The organism is Streptomyces sp. NBC_00669 (assembly GCF_036226785.1).
Taxonomy (GTDB): Bacteria; Actinomycetota; Actinomycetes; order Streptomycetales; family Streptomycetaceae; genus Actinacidiphila.
Genome location: NZ_CP109018.1, coordinates 5,471,338 through 5,486,334, shown reverse-complemented (window position 1 = coordinate 5,486,334; position 14,997 = coordinate 5,471,338). Strand labels below are relative to the sequence as shown.

The 14,997-nt window shown below is 74.0% G+C and carries 15 protein-coding genes; 7 read left to right on the top strand and 8 right to left on the bottom strand.

Annotation, left to right across the window (positions count from 1 at the left end):
* Positions 1-252 precede the first annotated feature (252 nt).
* Both OG896_RS23005 and OG896_RS23000 read left to right on the top strand, forming a co-directional pair.
* Positions 253-777: a hypothetical protein gene (locus OG896_RS23005; RefSeq protein ID WP_329368225.1), complete on the top strand. Its 525-nt coding sequence runs from the start codon at positions 253-255 to the stop codon at positions 775-777.
* A gap of 203 nt (positions 778-980) precedes the next feature.
* The gene (locus OG896_RS23000) at positions 981-2,639 is read left to right on the top strand and encodes a DNA repair helicase XPB (protein WP_329368223.1); all 1,659 of its coding nucleotides are present in this window, start codon (positions 981-983) and stop codon (positions 2,637-2,639) included.
* A 72-nt stretch (positions 2,640-2,711) separates the two neighbouring features.
* Here the strand turns inward: OG896_RS23000 and OG896_RS22995 are convergent, their stop codons facing one another.
* Both OG896_RS22995 and OG896_RS22990 read right to left on the bottom strand, forming a co-directional pair.
* Positions 2,712-3,242 (bottom strand): hypothetical protein, encoded by a 531-nt coding sequence (locus OG896_RS22995; protein WP_329368220.1) that lies wholly within the window; start codon positions 3,240-3,242, stop codon positions 2,712-2,714.
* Positions 3,243-3,335: 93 nt separating this feature from the next.
* A complete protein-coding gene (locus tag OG896_RS22990; RefSeq protein WP_328465175.1) occupies positions 3,336-3,506 on the bottom strand; it encodes a hypothetical protein in 171 nt (56 codons plus the stop codon).
* Between the two features lie 395 nt (positions 3,507-3,901).
* Between OG896_RS22990 and OG896_RS22985 the strand changes: the two genes are divergently transcribed.
* Positions 3,902-5,935 carry a HelD family protein gene (locus OG896_RS22985; protein ID WP_329374210.1) on the top strand — a complete coding sequence of 678 codons (2,034 nt, stop codon included), beginning with the start codon at positions 3,902-3,904 and terminating at the stop codon, positions 5,933-5,935.
* A 36-nt stretch (positions 5,936-5,971) separates the two neighbouring features.
* On the opposite strand, the gene OG896_RS22980 is transcribed toward OG896_RS22985, so the two are convergent.
* From OG896_RS22980 to OG896_RS22970, 3 genes are all read right to left on the bottom strand, one after another.
* Entirely contained in the window at positions 5,972-6,682 is a 711-nt protein-coding gene (locus OG896_RS22980; protein WP_329368216.1) for a copper homeostasis protein CutC, read from the bottom strand.
* An 84-nt stretch (positions 6,683-6,766) separates the two neighbouring features.
* Complete coding sequence (locus OG896_RS22975) at positions 6,767-7,438, bottom strand: HD domain-containing protein (RefSeq protein WP_329368214.1); 672 nt, start codon at positions 7,436-7,438, stop codon at positions 6,767-6,769.
* Between the two features lie 92 nt (positions 7,439-7,530).
* Positions 7,531-8,172 (bottom strand): ScbR family autoregulator-binding transcription factor, encoded by a 642-nt coding sequence (locus OG896_RS22970; RefSeq protein ID WP_329374208.1) that lies wholly within the window; start codon positions 8,170-8,172, stop codon positions 7,531-7,533.
* A 181-nt stretch (positions 8,173-8,353) separates the two neighbouring features.
* Here OG896_RS22970 and OG896_RS22965 point away from each other — a divergent pair, with 181 nt between their 5' ends.
* Entirely contained in the window at positions 8,354-9,346 is a 993-nt protein-coding gene (locus OG896_RS22965; RefSeq protein WP_329368211.1) for an AfsA-related hotdog domain-containing protein, read from the top strand.
* Positions 9,347-9,565: 219 nt separating this feature from the next.
* Positions 9,566-10,234 carry an HAD family hydrolase gene (locus tag OG896_RS22960; protein WP_329368209.1) on the top strand — a complete coding sequence of 223 codons (669 nt, stop codon included), beginning with the start codon at positions 9,566-9,568 and terminating at the stop codon, positions 10,232-10,234.
* Between the two features lie 99 nt (positions 10,235-10,333).
* Here OG896_RS22960 and OG896_RS22955 read toward each other — a convergent pair whose 3' ends face one another.
* From OG896_RS22955 to OG896_RS22945, 3 genes are all read right to left on the bottom strand, one after another.
* Positions 10,334-11,053: a DAK2 domain-containing protein gene (locus tag OG896_RS22955; protein WP_329368207.1), complete on the bottom strand. Its 720-nt coding sequence runs from the start codon at positions 11,051-11,053 to the stop codon at positions 10,334-10,336.
* A gap of 73 nt (positions 11,054-11,126) precedes the next feature.
* On the bottom strand, positions 11,127-12,134 hold the full coding sequence (locus tag OG896_RS22950) for a dihydroxyacetone kinase subunit DhaK (protein WP_329368205.1): 1,008 nt from the start codon (positions 12,132-12,134) through the stop codon (positions 11,127-11,129).
* A 254-nt stretch (positions 12,135-12,388) separates the two neighbouring features.
* Positions 12,389-13,213, bottom strand: a complete 825-nt coding sequence (locus OG896_RS22945) for an AraC family transcriptional regulator (protein ID WP_329368203.1) — start codon at positions 13,211-13,213, stop codon at positions 12,389-12,391.
* A 54-nt stretch (positions 13,214-13,267) separates the two neighbouring features.
* On the opposite strand from OG896_RS22945, the gene OG896_RS22940 reads away from it, so the two are divergent.
* Both OG896_RS22940 and OG896_RS22935 read left to right on the top strand, forming a co-directional pair.
* Complete coding sequence (locus OG896_RS22940; RefSeq protein ID WP_329368201.1) at positions 13,268-14,470, top strand: MFS transporter; 1,203 nt, start codon at positions 13,268-13,270, stop codon at positions 14,468-14,470.
* An 88-nt stretch (positions 14,471-14,558) separates the two neighbouring features.
* Positions 14,559-14,996 (top strand): nuclear transport factor 2 family protein, encoded by a 438-nt coding sequence (locus tag OG896_RS22935; RefSeq protein WP_329368199.1) that lies wholly within the window; start codon positions 14,559-14,561, stop codon positions 14,994-14,996.
* Position 14,997 lies beyond the last annotated feature (1 nt).

The following is a 14,997-nucleotide window of genomic DNA, read 5'->3' as shown; positions in this document are numbered from 1 at the left end:
GGCGGGTGGCTGGGGTGGTGCGACGGGTGGTGGCTCGGGTGGTGCGAGGGGTGATGGCTCGGGTGGTGCGAGGGGTGATGGGACGGGTGGTGGGACGGCGGGGCGGTCGGGGGCTTGGTGGGCGGTGTGGTCGGAGGCTTGGTCGGAGGTGTCGTGGGCGGGCAGCTGGTGCTGTCGCTGGGCGACGGGCTCCCGCTCGGCCACGTGTCCCCGTAGCCCGGGGCCGAGGAGCCGTACCCGTCGTCCGGCGCCGTGGAGCCGTACCCGTCGTCCGGCGCCGTGGAGCCGTACCCGTCGTCGGGCGGCGTGGAGCCGTATCCGTCGTCGGGCGCCGTGGAGCCGTACCCGTCCGGCGCCGTGGTGTGCTGTTCGGCAGGCGGCGCGCTGGAGGGGACAGCGCTGGAGGGAGCCGCACTGGAGGGGGCGGAACTGGAAGGGGCGGAGCTGGAGGGTGCCGCGCCGGAGGGCGCCGCACTGTTCGGCCACTGGCTGCCGTTCGGCCACGACGCGTTGTCGCCGCTGGGCGACGACGACGGCGCGGCAGTGTTCGGCGGCCACTCGCTGCCGTTCGGCCAGGACGTGTCCGACGGAGCGGCGGCGGTCCCGAGCGCGGCGGTCGTCCCGCCGTCGTCCGAGGTGGCGGCACCGGCCGGCGAGCCGGGCAGCAGCAGGCCGGCCGCGGCCATGACTGCCGCGCCGACGACTGCCGTGGACGCCGCGGCGGCACGGAACGGCCCCCGGCGGCGCGACGCGGTGGGGGGATTCGTCTGCTGGTGATCCATGGGGGCAGAAAACATCAAATACGACTGTTCATCTTGTATGCAGAGCACATGCCGCGCGCAGATTCCCCTGTCCGGACGCACGCCCCCGCCTCACCCCCGTCCCACCCCGCCTCACCCCCGCCCCCTCCCGCCGCGCTCCGACCGAACCGCGCGGCGAAGTACAGTTGTCTGTTCGCCCGCCATCCGTCGGAGGCCCCCTTGTCCTGCTTGATCGTCCAGAGCGACAAAACGCTCCTCCTGGAGGTCGACCACGAGCAGGCCGACGCCTGCCGCCGTGCGATCGCCCCGTTCGCCGAACTGGAGCGGGCCCCCGAGCACATCCACACCTACCGGCTGACGCCGCTGGGCCTGTGGAACGCCCGGGCGGCCGGACACGACGCCGAGCAGGTGGTGGACGCGCTCGTCGAGTACTCCCGGTACCCGGTGCCGCACGCGCTGCTGGTCGACGTGGCCGAGACGATGGACCGCTACGGGCGGCTGCGGCTGAGCAAGGACCCGGCGCACGGCCTGGTGCTGACCACCACCGACCGCCCGGTGCTGGAGGAGATCCTGCGCTCGAAGCGGGTGCAGCCGCTGGTCGGCGCGCGGATCGACGCGGACACCGTCGCCGTGCACCCCTCCGAGCGCGGCCAGATCAAGCAGGTGCTGCTGAAGCTGGGCTGGCCGGCCGAGGACTTCGCCGGATACGTCGACGGCGAGGCGCACCCGATCGAGCTGGACGAGAACGGCTGGGGGCTGCGCCCGTACCAGCAGCAGGCCGTGGAGGGCTTCTGGCACGGCGGCTCCGGGGTGGTCGTGCTGCCCTGCGGAGCGGGAAAGACGCTGGTCGGCGCGGGCGCGATGGCGCAGGCGAAGGCCACCACGCTGATCCTGGTGACGAACACCGTCTCGGCCCGCCAGTGGAAGCACGAACTGGTGAAGCGCACCTCCCTCACCGAGGAGGAGATCGGCGAGTACAGCGGCACCCGCAAGGAGATCCGCCCGGTCACCATCGCCACGTACCAGGTGCTCACCACGAAGCGGAAGGGTGTCTACCCGCACCTGGAGCTGTTCGACTCCCGCGACTGGGGGCTGATCGTCTACGACGAGGTGCACCTGCTGCCCGCGCCGGTCTTCAAGTTCACCGCCGACCTCCAGGCCCGCCGCCGGCTCGGCCTGACCGCGACGCTGGTGCGCGAGGACGGCCGCGAGTCGGACGTGTTCTCGCTGATCGGGCCGAAGCGGTTCGACGCGCCCTGGAAGGAGATCGAGGCGCAGGGGTACATCGCGCCCGCCGACTGCGTCGAGGTCCGGGTCAACCTCACCGAGACCGAGCGGCTGGCGTACGCGACGGCCGAGACCGAGGAGAAGTACCGCTACTGCGCGACCACCGCGACCAAGCGGAAGGTCACGGAGGCGCTGGTGGCCAAGCACGCGGGGCAGCAGACCCTCGTCATCGGGCAGTACATCGACCAGCTCGACGAGCTGGGCGAGCACCTCGACGCGCCGGTGATCAAGGGGGAGACGACGAACGCGCAGCGCGAGAAGCTCTTCGAGGCGTTCCGGCAGGGCGAGCTGTCGGTGCTGGTCGTCTCCAAGGTGGCGAACTTCTCCATCGACCTGCCCGAGGCGACGGTCGCGATCCAGGTGTCGGGCACCTTCGGCTCCCGCCAGGAGGAGGCGCAGCGGCTCGGCCGGGTGCTGCGGCCGAAGGCCGACGGCCACGAGGCGCGCTTCTACTCGGTGGTGGCCCGCGACACGATCGACCAGGACTTCGCGGCCCACCGCCAGCGGTTCCTCGCCGAGCAGGGGTACGCCTACCGCATCGTGGACGCCGACGACCTGCTCACCGGCTCCGCGGAGGCGGAGGACGTCTGAGCAGCCGTCCGGTGCACGGCCGCGCCGCCCCCGTACGGCTTCGGCCCGCCCGAGTACGGCTTCGGCCCGCCCTCAGTTCGGCAGCGGCAGGTGCACGTAGAGGTAAACGCCGGTCAGCGCGGCCGCCAGTGCCCCGACACCCAGCAGCGGCCGCACGGCGTGCCAGCGGTTCGGCACGGCCCAGCAACCGGCCAGCAGGACCGCCGCGAGCGCCAGCACGCAGGGGTCGACCTCCATCGCCCGGAAGAGCGCGTGGCAGCCGTCCGGCTCGCACGAGTCGGTCGCGAGCGGCGAGAGCATGAAGAAGAGCGCGCCGATCGCCAGGAGCGGGGCGCACAGGACGCTGCACAGCACCGGGACGAAGATCTCGCGGGGCTCCCGCGGGGAGTCGGTGCCCGTGAGGTGGACGGCGTACGGCCAGGGCTCCGGCGGCCGGCCGGCCGCGGTGGGCGGCAGCGCGGGGCGGGGCGGAAGAGGCGGGCCGGACTGGAGGGGCGGGCCGGACGAAGGACTCGCGTCGGGGCCGCGCCCGTCAGGCGGGTGGGGCCGGGCGGGGTCCGGATCGTCGGCCCCGTGGCAGTGCCCTGCGGTGTGTGTCGCCATGGGTCCCATCACAGCGCCCAGGGCGGTCTCGCACATGCGCCGCCGTACTCACCTCGGCGCGGGGAGGCTACTCACCGGTAGCGCTCCGGGTGCTCAGTAACGCTTGCTCTCGGTGCCGAGGAGGACGACCTCGACGGCGGTGGTGACGTACACCTTGACCGCGCGCAGCGCGTTGCCCACGCGGTGTCGGGGGTTGCCGGAGCGGGCACCGATCGCGGTGCCGCCATGGACGCTGGGACCTGGGGGAAGTGTGGTGGAGGCCATGTCTCCACGGTAGGCATCACGCGCACGGCGTACGTCGGGCCATGGGCGGATATCGCACCGGGCGTGTGCGACTTCGGGCGGACCCCCGACCCTGACGGGCCCCTCGGGGTCCCCCCGAGTCCGGCGGCGGGCACCGGGGCGGAAAACGGTTAGCATCGCCGCGACCCGGGGCGTATAGTTCCGCGTCTTGCCGCCTCCCTGACGGGAGTGCCGCCGCCCGGACGGAAACCGGCCGGCCCTTCGTGATCACCACCGCGTGCGTACGCGACGCCGTACGCTCCCACGTATCAGCCGGAGGCAAAGCCGTGCCCTCGCACGCCCGCAACCAGTCCGCCTCGCCGACAGCCGCGGCCCCTTCCTCCGCCCCGCCCGCGGACCCGGCGCCGGCCGACCCGCTGGGCCACGAGCGCGCCCACCTCGCCTCCTCCCGGTCCGCGCTGCGCGCCATGCGGGAGGACGTCGAGGCGCTCGACATCAGCGACGTCACCGGGAACTGGGTCAACGCCAAGATCCTCGCCGGCGAGATCGAGGTGCGCATCAAGGCGCTCGCCGACCTCGCCGGCACCCCGCTCTTCTTCGGCCGCCTCGACTACCTGCGCGCGCCGGGCGTCGAGGCGGCCGAAGGGGGTGCGGGAGAGAGCTTCTACATCGGGCGGCGCCATGTGCACGACGCCGACGGCGACCCGATGGTCATCGACTGGCGCGCCCCGGTCTCGCAGCCGTTCTACCGCGCCTCCCGCGCCGAGCCGATGGACGTGGCGCTGCGCCGCCGCTTCGGCTACACCGGCGGCGAGCTGACCGCGTACGAGGACGAGCACCTGACCGACGCCACCGAGGAGGACCGTTCCAGCAAGCTGCTCCAGTCGGAGATCGAGCGGCCGCGCGTCGGGCCGATGCGCGACATCGTGGCCACCATCCAGCCCGAGCAGGACGAGATCGTGCGTGCCGGGGTGGGCGGCAGCGTCTGCGTGCAGGGTGCGCCGGGCACCGGGAAGACCGCGGTCGGCCTGCACCGGGTGGCCTACCTGCTGTACGCGCACCGGGAGCGGCTGGCCCGCACCGGCACCCTGGTGATCGGGCCGAACGCGTCCTTCCTCCAGTACATCGAGCAGGTGCTGCCCGCGCTCGGCGAACTCCAGGTCAAGCAGGCGACCGTGGACGACCTGGTGGCCCATGTCGAGGTGCGCAGCACCGACTCGGCGGCCACCGCGCGGCTCAAGGGCGACGCGCGCATGGCGGAGGTGCTGCGGCGCGCGGTGCGCTCGGGCATCACCATGCCGAAGGAGCCGGTCGTGGTGGTGCGCGGCTCCCGGCGCTGGCGGGTGCCGGCGTACGAACTGGAGGAGATCGTCCGGGAGATGGCCGGCCGCGACATCCGCTACGGCGCCGCCAGGGACGCGCTGCCGCAGCGGATCGCGCACGCGGTGCTGGTGCAGATGGAGCGGTCCGGCGAGGCGCCCGACGACCGGGTGCAGGACGCGGTCGCCCGCAACCCCGCGGTCAAGGCCGCGGTCAAGGCGTGCTGGCCGCCGGTCGACCCGGCCAAGACGGTGCTGCGGCTGCTGTCCGACCCGGAGTTCCTGGCCTCGTGCGCCGACGGGCTGCTCTCGCCGGAGGAGCAGCGGGAGGTGCTGTGGGCGAAGCCGGCCCGCGGACCGGCCTCGGCGAAGTGGTCGGCGGCCGACGCGGTGCTGATCGACGAGGCCACCGACCTGGTGCAGCGCACCGGTTCGCTCGGGCATGTGGTGCTCGACGAGGCGCAGGACCTCTCGCCGATGCAGTACCGCGCGGTCGGGCGGCGCTGCTCCACCGGGTCGGCGACGATCCTCGGCGACCTCGCGCAGGGCACCACGCCCTGGGCGACCGCCTCCTGGGCCGAGGCGCTGTCCCACCTGGGCAAGCCGGACGCCCGGGTCGAGGAGCTGACCCGCGGCTTCCGCGTACCGCGGGAGGTGATCGCGTACGCGTCCAGGCTGCTGCCGGCCATCGCTCCCGGGCTCGCGCCGGCGACCTCCGTCCGTGAGTCGCCCGGCGCCCTGTTCGTACGGCCGACGGCCGAGGACGGGCTCGACGCGGCCGTGCTGGCCGCCTGCCGCGAGTCGCTCGGCTACGAGGGCTCCATCGGCCTCATCGCGGCCGACCCCCGAATCCCGGCACTGGCCGCCGCGCTCGACGCCGCCGGCCTGCCGTACCTCTCCCCCGGCGAGGAGACCTCGGCGACCGCCCGGCTCACCCTGGTCCCCGCGTCCCTCGCCAAGGGCCTGGAGTACGACTACGTGGTCATGGACGACCCCGCCGCGATCGTGGCGGCCGAGCCCGACGAACGGACCGGCCTGCGCCGGCTGTACGTCTGCCTCACCCGCGCGGTGTCGGGCCTGACGGTGCTGCACGCCGCCCCGCTGCCGGGCGCCCTGGCGGAAGTCGGCTGACCCCGCGCCGAGCCCGGCAACTCCAGCCGCGCGGACCTATCCGACGGCCACCGCTGAGTCGAGGGCCTCGCGCCAGGTGCGGACGGCGGCGACGTCGACGGGGGCGGCCCATCCGCCGGGCCGCACCGCGCCGCCGACGTGGAAGCCGCTGAGTCCGGCCGCGCGCAGGGTCGGCACGTGGTCCAGGAGCAGGCCGCCGCCGACCAGCAGCTCCGGCTCGTATCCGGGCTCGCCGGCCCGCGCCGACTCGTCGCACAGGACCGGCAGCCCGGCCGCCACACCGTCCGCCGATCCGGCGGTGAGGTAGGTGTCCAGGCCGGGCAGCCCGGCGAGTTGCAGGCGCAGCGCGTCGCGGTCGGCGGCCCGGTCCATGGCGCGGTGGAACGTCCAGCCGCAGCCGTCGATCACGTCGACCAGCGCGTGGATCGCGTCGAGGTCGGCCCGGCCCCGCGCGTCGAGGAAACCGAGCACGAACTCGTCGGCGCCCTCGGCCCGCAGGCCCTGCGCGGTCTCGCACAGCACGTCCAGCTCGCGGGCGTCGCCGGCGCTGAACCCGTCGGACAGCCGCAGCATGACGCGCAGCGGAATCCGCACCGCCGCCCTGATCGCGCCGAACGTCTCCCGGGAGGGCGTCAGCCCGTCCGCGGCCATATCGGTGACCAGTTCGAGGCGGTCGGCCCCGCCGTCCTGGGCCGCAACGGCATCCTCCGCGCCGAGGGCGATCACCTCGAAGATTGGTCTAGACATATGAGCAAGAGTGCCACACCAGCCCCTCCCGCGCGAGGGCCGGGTCCCGCGCCACGGCCCGGAAAAACCGGCCGGGCGGGCGGACTATGCCTCCAGCAACTCCAGTTCGGTGCCGACGTTGCGGCGGGCCACCGGCTCCCAGTGCTCGCGTCCGTACGCCGTGCGGAACAGGTTCGGCAGCGCCAGCAGCCGTCGCAGCACCTCGGCGCGGCCGGTCCGGAAGTCCTCGTCCGGCACGAAGGCGTACTCCTCCCGGACGGCGGCGGCGTACCCCGCGTACGCCGCCGGGTCGCCGGCCAGCACCGCCAGGTCCGCGTCGCACAGCACCTCGCCGTCGGCGTCGCCCTCGGCCGGGTCGTGGTCCACGGTCAGCAGCACCAGCCGGGCGACCTGCGCGACGCGCTCCGGGTCCACCCCGGCCTCGGTCAGCGCCCGTTCGGCGAGCGCGGCGCTGCGCTCCTCGTTCTCGCTGCGCTCCGGGCGGTAGACCACGTCGTGGAACCACGCGGCCAGCGCCACCGTGTCCGGGTCCTGCGCGTACACCGTCAGCTCCGTCACCCGTGCCAGTACCGCGACCAGGTGGTCCAGCGTGTGGTAGCGGCGCTGCGGCTCCGCCCAGCGGGCCAGCAACTCCCGCCCGTACACGGCCGGATCGGGCTCGTCCGCCGCTCCGTTCCGGCAGCGGCGCAACAGCTCGCACCACTCCGCGAGCAGAGCGGCGTAACGGGGATGGGCTTCGGCTCGGCTCTCGGGCATGCGGATCATTGTCCACCGCGCTCCCGGGAGAGCACGGGTGCCCCCCGACGCGGGTTCCCCTCCCCCACCCGAGTGCGCCGGGCGCCAGGGCCCTACCGCACCAGGCAGGACGGGCCGGGCGCGCCCACCCGCGTCAACAGCTCCCGGGCGTCGGGCTTCGCCTGGAGCCCGGCGAGCAGCAGCAGCCACAGGTCGTAGAGCCGGTCCTCGATCTGGTCGCGCCCGTCGAGCGCGTCGGAGACCGTGTGCATCCCGAAGAACGCGTAGACGACACCGACCGCGGCCGTCTCCGGGGCGAGCCCGCCCGCCAGTTCGCCCTGTTCGGCCGCCTCCCGCAGCAGCGACCCCACGGTGTCGATCCACCCGAGGAACGGCGCGGGCAGCGGCGTGTCGATGGCGCGGCGCTCGGTCCACAGCCGCGACCCGGCCCGCACCACGACGTCGTCGCGGAAGGCGCGGGCGACCGAGAAACTCAGCGCCACCAGCCTCTCCAGCGCGGATTCGTATGACCGGTGAATTCCGGAGATCATCTCCGGCCAGGTCGCGAAGTGCGCCTCGACGACAGCGAGCGCCAGCTGCTCCTTGTTGCCGAAATGGAAGTAGATCGCCCCGCTGGTGCGCCCGGAGAGCGCGCTGATGTCGCTGATACTGGTGCCGGCATAACCGCGTTCCTCGAACAGCCGCGCCGCGGCCTCCACGAGACACCTGCGCGTCGTCTCCGCCCGTCCCTGCACGATCACCCCGGTAGCCGCTTCGTCGCCGACCCCGGCAATCTAGCGCGTCGCGAAGACCGATCCCTACCGGGTTCCGGATGACGCACATGCGAATCAGCCGGACGTGAGTTCTTCTTATGGTATGAATCATTCGGTCGGGGATGGGTCCGGACGGAACTCCGGACAGGACGATTCACCGGGCTTGAGCTGGTCCCGCACGGTCGCCAGGGAAATGGTGCACCGGTCGTCCGTCGCCGAGGTGCTGCTGACGGACGTACGGCCGGACGGCACCGGGGGGTTCGAGGCGGCGGCGTGCTGGCCGCGCTCGCACGCCACCTTCCCGCGCGACGGCTCGGACCTGCACAGCCCGCTGCTGGTGGTCGAGACACTGCGGCAACTGGGCATCTACCTGCCGCTGCGCTACTTCGGCGTCGCGCCGACCGCGCATCTGCTCATCGGCGATCTGTACTTCGCACTCGCCCCGGACCGGGAGCCGCGGGTCGGCCACGGCGGCACCGAGGTGACCTGCGCGATCGCGGTGCGCAAGGTGCGCCGGGACGCCGACGGCGCGGTCACCGGGCTGCGGCTGGACGTCCGCTACGCCTGCGCCGGGACGGACTTCGCCCGGGCCGGCGGCGGCGCCCGCTTCGTCGACCCGGACGGCTACCGCGCCGTACGGAACCGGTACGACGACGACGCCGAGCGCGCGGACCCGGCTCGGCTCCCGGCTCCCGGCCGGGCTCCCGACCCGGCACGGGACCCGGCCTCGAAACCGGCCGCGAACCGGGCCGCGAACCCGGCCTCGAACCCGGCCTCACGCCCCGCTCCGGACGGCCGCCCCGAGCCTTCCGCGCTCGCGGTCACCGGGCACGGCGACGTGGTGATCGCCCGCCGCCACGGCGGCCTCGCGATCGAACCGGCCGACCCTCGGCACCCGTTCTTCTTCGACCACGCCAGCGACCACGTGCCCGGGATGGTGCTGCTGGAGGCGGCCCGGCAGGCCGCGGCCGAGGCCAGCGGCGGCGCGCTGCTGCGGCCGGTCTCCGGACGGCTGGTGGCCACCCGCTTCACCGAGCACGCGCCGGCCGCCCGGATCGAGCCGGTGCCGCACCACCGCACCTGCGTCTTCCGGGTCCGGCAAGGACCCGCCTGCACCGCATACGGGGTGCTCGGATACGGCCGACACGCGGTGTGACTTATTGCATTCGCTTGACTACCTTACGCGGTCGTCCATAACGTAACGATCGATATGTTCTCGGTGGTGCCCTCCGAATTCCGCGCCGTCCGCGGGATTTCCGGACGCCTTCGCCGAGAGCCCGCGCCTGCCTGACGAAACAGCGCACAGCCGTCCGTCGCCCGCATTCCCGGCGACCACCCTCAGCGCGTTCAGGCATTCTCGAACGGACTTGCCCCCATGACCCCTCACCCCCTCTTTTCCTGGACCCCGGCGGCGATTGTCTTCGACTGCGACGGCACCTTGATGGACACCGAGCGGCACTGGCAGGACGCCCGCGATCTGACCCTGCGCGATTTCCAGCTCGTGACGGAAGACGGATTCGCCGAACGCAGCAAGGGCCTGCACTACACCGAATGCGGTCAGCTCATGGCCGACGAATCCGGGCGGCCAGAACTCGGCGGCGAACTCACCGAACGGCTGCTCGGCCATTTCCGCACGCTCGTCGCCGCGGACCCGCAGACGATGCCCGGCGCGGGCGAACTCGTCGCCAACGCAGCGAAGTTCGCGCCTCTGGCGGTCGCCAGCAACTGCCCGCTGGACGTCGTCGAAACGTGCCTGCGCACCGCAGGGCTGCGGCAGCACTTCGACCACATCGTGGTGCCGGGACCCGGCATCCGCCCCAAGCCCTACCCCGACGTCTACCTCACCGCCGCCCGCCTGTGCGGCTCCGCGCCCACCGACTCCCTCGCCGTCGAGGACTCCGCGTGCGGCATCGAGGCCGCCACCCGCGCCGGCCTGCGCACCATGGGCGTCGGCCCCTGGCCCGGGGAGGACCTCGCCGCCACCGTCGACATCTGGGTCGCCTCCCTCGACGACCCCAACATCTTCTCTTGGTCGTCACGCTGACCGGTAAGGAGCCGGGAACCGTACGACCAGCCCACCACCGGCGGGTGGTCCTGGAGTTGAGACCAGTGCCACCCGCCCCGGAAGGCCGGGCCGGGCCGATCAGGCCAGGTACGGCGTGAGAGAGGGAACCGTGGTGCCCGCGGAGGCGAAGAGCAGGGCGATCCCGACCGCCCCCGGGTCGGGCACGCCCGCCGCCCGCTCGCCGAGGTAACTCGCCCGCCCCCGCCGCGCGGTGAGTCGAGCGGTGCTCCGCACCCCGCCCCACGCGGCGTCGGCCGCGCCGGCGACCGCGGCGCCGGGATCACCCGGCACCGTACGAGCCCGCGCGGCCAGCGCCTCGCAGGCCGGCACCAGCGCGTCGACCAGCGTCTTGTCACCGACCGCCGCCTCCCCCACCCGCTGGATCGCGGCGAGGCCGTTGCCCGTGCCGACCGCCAGCGCGGCGGCGGGCGCCCCGTCCCGGGCAGCGGCGACGGCGACCGCGACCTCCTGGAGCAGAAGGCCGAACAGCGGGCCGCTGGTGCCCCCGACCTCGTCGAGGAACGCGGAGGCGGCCGCCTCCAACGGCCAGGCGGGCGCCGGTGGAACCGCGGGCAGCACCGGTACGTCGGACGCGTCGAGCCGCCGCAGCGCGGCCTGCAGCCCGGCCACCAGGTTCGCGCCGAAGTCACCGTCGCCGACCTGCTGGTCGAGCGCGGTCAGTTCGGCCTCGGTCGCGGTCGCGGAGGCCGCGAACCGGCGCACCCACGCGTCGGTGAACCCGGTGAAGTCGATGGGCCGGAAGGGCTCGGAGAACTCGGTGTCGGTTGATGTGAGCATCGCTGCATCTCCCGTCGTTGCCTGCCCGCTGGTCGTGGTGAGCACCGTGGTGGGCACCCGGTCGCGGCCGCCGTCAGCCCGCCCGCCCGCACCACGCGGGTGCCGAGGCCGGCGCGTCGTAGTACGCGAGCGTCGCGTCGTCGGCGGCCAGCAGCGTGAGCGAGAAGCCCCGCATGTCCAGCGCCGTCACGAAGTCGCCGACGAGGGTCCGTACGGTGGTGGCGCCGCGCTTGTCCAGCAGCCGCGTCACCTCGCCCAGCACCGCGTACAGCTCCAGACGGGTGACCCCGCCCAGTCCGTTGACGAGGAGCACGACCTGCGCCCGGGGGCCCAGGTCCAGGGAGTCGGCGAGGGCGGCGACCATGTCCTCGGCGAGGTCGCGCAGCGACATCTCCCCGAGGGTGCGGCGGGCCCGCTCGCCGTGGATGCCGACGCCGTACTCGATGGCGCCCGGCGGCAGGTCGAAGGCGGGGCGGCCGGTCGCGGGCGAGGTGTGCGCGCCCGAGGCGACCGCGAGGCTGCGGCACCGGCCGGCCACGTCCGTGCCCAGCGCGACCAGTTCGGCCAGGCCCATCCCGGTGTCCGCGGCCGCGCCGAGGATCTTCTCGACCAGCACGGTCGCGCCGGTGCCGCGCCGGCCCGTGGCGACCTCGTCCGACTCGGTCGCCACGTCGTCGTCGATCAGCACCCGGCCGCAGGCGATGCCCTCCCGGGCGAGGCGTTCCGCGGCGATCCCGAAGTTGATCTTGTCGCCGGTGTAGTTCTTCACCACGTGCAGCACCCCGCCCTCGCCCGCGACGGCGCGCGACGCGGCGAAGATCTGGCGGTTGTGCGGTGAGGCGAAGACGCGGCCAGGGCAGGCGGCGTCCAGCATTCCGGTGCCGACGTATCCGATGTGCAGCGGTTCATGGCCCGAACCGCCGCCGGAGACGAGGCCGACCCTGCGGGTCGGCGCCGGCTTCAGCGCCCGTACAAAGCCGTCCCGCTCGTCCCAGCGCACGTCTTCCGCGTGCGCCCGGGCGAAGCCGGCCAGCGCGTCCCCCACCAGTTCGTCGGCCACGTTCACGAAGTAAAGGCCCATGAGACGACCTCCTGTCCCCTCATGCTGAGCGGTCCTGCGGATGGCGGCAACCGGACCCCCCGAACGCCCCCGTCCTCCCTGCTCAGGGCCCACCTCCCGGTGGAGGGCCGCCGGCCCCGGCCTCCATGCCCCTGAGCGGCTGCGGGTTCCTCCGCGAAAAGAGCCGCACGAACCCAGGGGCGCGGGGAACGGCGCGACCGGCCCACCGGCGGGCGGTCCCGGGGGCGGCAGGACAACCCAGCCCGGGGGTCCTGTCACCCCCGGTCAGGGGACGCGTGGCGGCCGGGGGTGACCCCGAAGGCGTGCCGGAAGGCCTCGATGAACGCGCTCGGGTTGGCGTACCCGCAAGCCGTGGCCGCCGAGGTGACGGACTGCCCGGCCGCGAGAAGCATCAGCGAGTGGTGGAGCCGCAACTGCGTCCGCCACTGCGGAAACGTCATCCCCAGTTCGCGCCGGAACAGCCGGCTGAGCGTCCGCTCACCGGCGCCCACCGCGGCCCCCAGCTGCGCCAGCGAGCGATCATCCGCCGGATCGGCGTGCAGCAGCCTCGCCACGGCGCGCAGCCGATCGTCGGAGGGCGCCGGAAGATGCAGCGGCAGCGCGTCCACCCGCCGCAGCTGATCGAGGGTGACCCGTTCGAGGTCGGCCCGCTGAGCCGCGGTGTAGGGCGGGTCCGCGGGGCCGGGCGTGTCGCTGAGGGCCACCACGAGCTCGCGCAGCAGCGGCGTGACCGCCACGACCGTCGGCCGGTCGCCGCCGAGCGGGCCGAGCCGGGGCGCGAACGACAGCGTCCGCATGTCCGTCGGGCCGTGCGCCTCGTGGGCGTGCGGCACCCCGGCCGGAATCCACACCGCGCGGTACGGCGGCACCACCCACGCCCCGAGCGGCGTGGACACCCGCAGGACGCCGCGGCTGGGGTGGATGAGCTGGTGCACGGCGTGGTGGTGCCAGGCGATCCGCTCGCGGTGGACCAGCTTCTGGCGGGTGGCGGCGTCCAGCGGGCGCGGCCCGGGCGCGTCGGGAACCGGCGGTCCGGGCCGGCGGGGCGGTTCCCCGGCCGATTGGCGGGTTGTCGGCATAAGTAGACAGAGTATCGGTAGTCGACCAGTGTGCCCACTCGGCAGGCTGCGGATATGACCCAGACCGCCGACACGGCAACACCTCGACCGGACTCCTCCGGCCCCCCGGGGCCGGCCCCCGCCCGCACCACCTGGCAGCGGATGCGCGTGTGGGGCATCGCCCACGCCGTCGACGACCTCTACCAGGGCCTGGTCCCGGCGACCGTGCCGTACTTCGTCCTCGACCGGCACTACGGCTACGTCGCCGCGTCCGGCCTCACCCTCGCCGCCACGCTGGGCAGTTCGGTGCCGCAGCCGTTCATCGGGCTGGCGGTGGACCGGATGCGGCTGGGCTGGCTCGCGGGCGTCGGCGTCGCCATCGCCGGGATCAGCCTCGGCCTGTCGGGACTGGTCCCGTCGTACGCCGCCGTGTGGTGCCTGATCATGCTCTCCGGGCTCGGCATCGCCATGTTCCACCCGGCCGCCGGGAAGTCCGCCCGCGAGGACGCCGGGGACAGCGCCGCCGCGATGAGCGTCTTCGCGGCCGGCGGCAGCGTCGGCTTCTTCCTCGCGCCGGTCCTCGCCACCCCCGCGCTGATCGCGTGGGGCGTCGGCGCCACCGCCCTGTTCATCCCGCCCGCCGTCCTCACCGGGTACGTCCTGCTGCGCCGCCGCCGGCGGCACGCGGTTCCCGCGTCGGCGGCGGCCCGCGCCGGAAAGGACCGCTGGGGTCCGTTCGCCGCGCTGACCTGCCTCGAAGTGGTGCGCTCCGTGGCCTTCTTCGGGGTGAACACGTTCATCGAGCTGTACTGGATCAGGCATCTGCACGCCTCCCGGGGGCTGGCCGGGGCCGCGCTCACCGTCTTCCTCGCCGGCGGGGTCGGCGGGACCCTGCTGGGCGGGCGGATCGCGGACCGGATCGGCATGGTGCGCACCGTGCAGCTCGGCGGCGCGCTCGCGCTGCCCATGCTCGCCGGGCTCGTGCTCACCCCGGGCAGCATCGCGCCGCTGCTCTTCGCGGTCCTCACCGGTGTCTGCCTCAACCTCCCCTTCGCCGTCCTCGTCAAGCTCGGCCAGGACTACCTGCCCACCCGCCCCGGCACCGCGGCCGGCGTCACCCTCGGGCTCGGCGTCAGCATCGGCGGGCTGCTCTCCCCGGTCCTCGGCCTCATCGCCGACGCCCACGGTCCGCGCGGCGCCCTCACCGCCCTCCTCGTCGTCCCGCCCGTCGCCCTGGCACTGGGCCTCCTCCTCCCCGAGCCGTCCCGTACGGCGTGACGGCCCGCGCGTCCCCTCGACCCGTGCCTCCCTTCGACCCGCGCGTCCCCTTGACCTCAAGCCCGCTTGAGGTCGCAGGATCGTCCGCATGGACACCCCTCTGGAACCGCAGACCGCCGTCAGCACCCTCGTGAGCCGCTACTTCCGCGCCCTCGACGAGCGGGCGTTCGAGACTGGGTGGACCGCCGCGTTCTTCACCGAGGACGCGGCGGTCCGGGCCCCCGTGGGCGCCGTACGCGGAAGGGAGGCGATCGCCGCGCAGGCGGAGGAGGCCGTGCGCCGGTTCGACCGGACCCAGCACATGTCGACGGACGTGCTGGTGACGGCCGCCGCGGACGGCGCGACCGCCGACGCGTCGTGGAACGCGCTGATGACGCACCTCCACCCGGACGGCCGGATCTTCACGGTCGGCGGGCGGTGCCGCGCGGCGCTTCGCCGTACGGCCGGCGGCTGGCGGTTCGGCGACCTGTCCATCACCCCGGTGTGGACCGACGGTGAGCCCCCGCACCTCCCGCCGCGGGCATGAC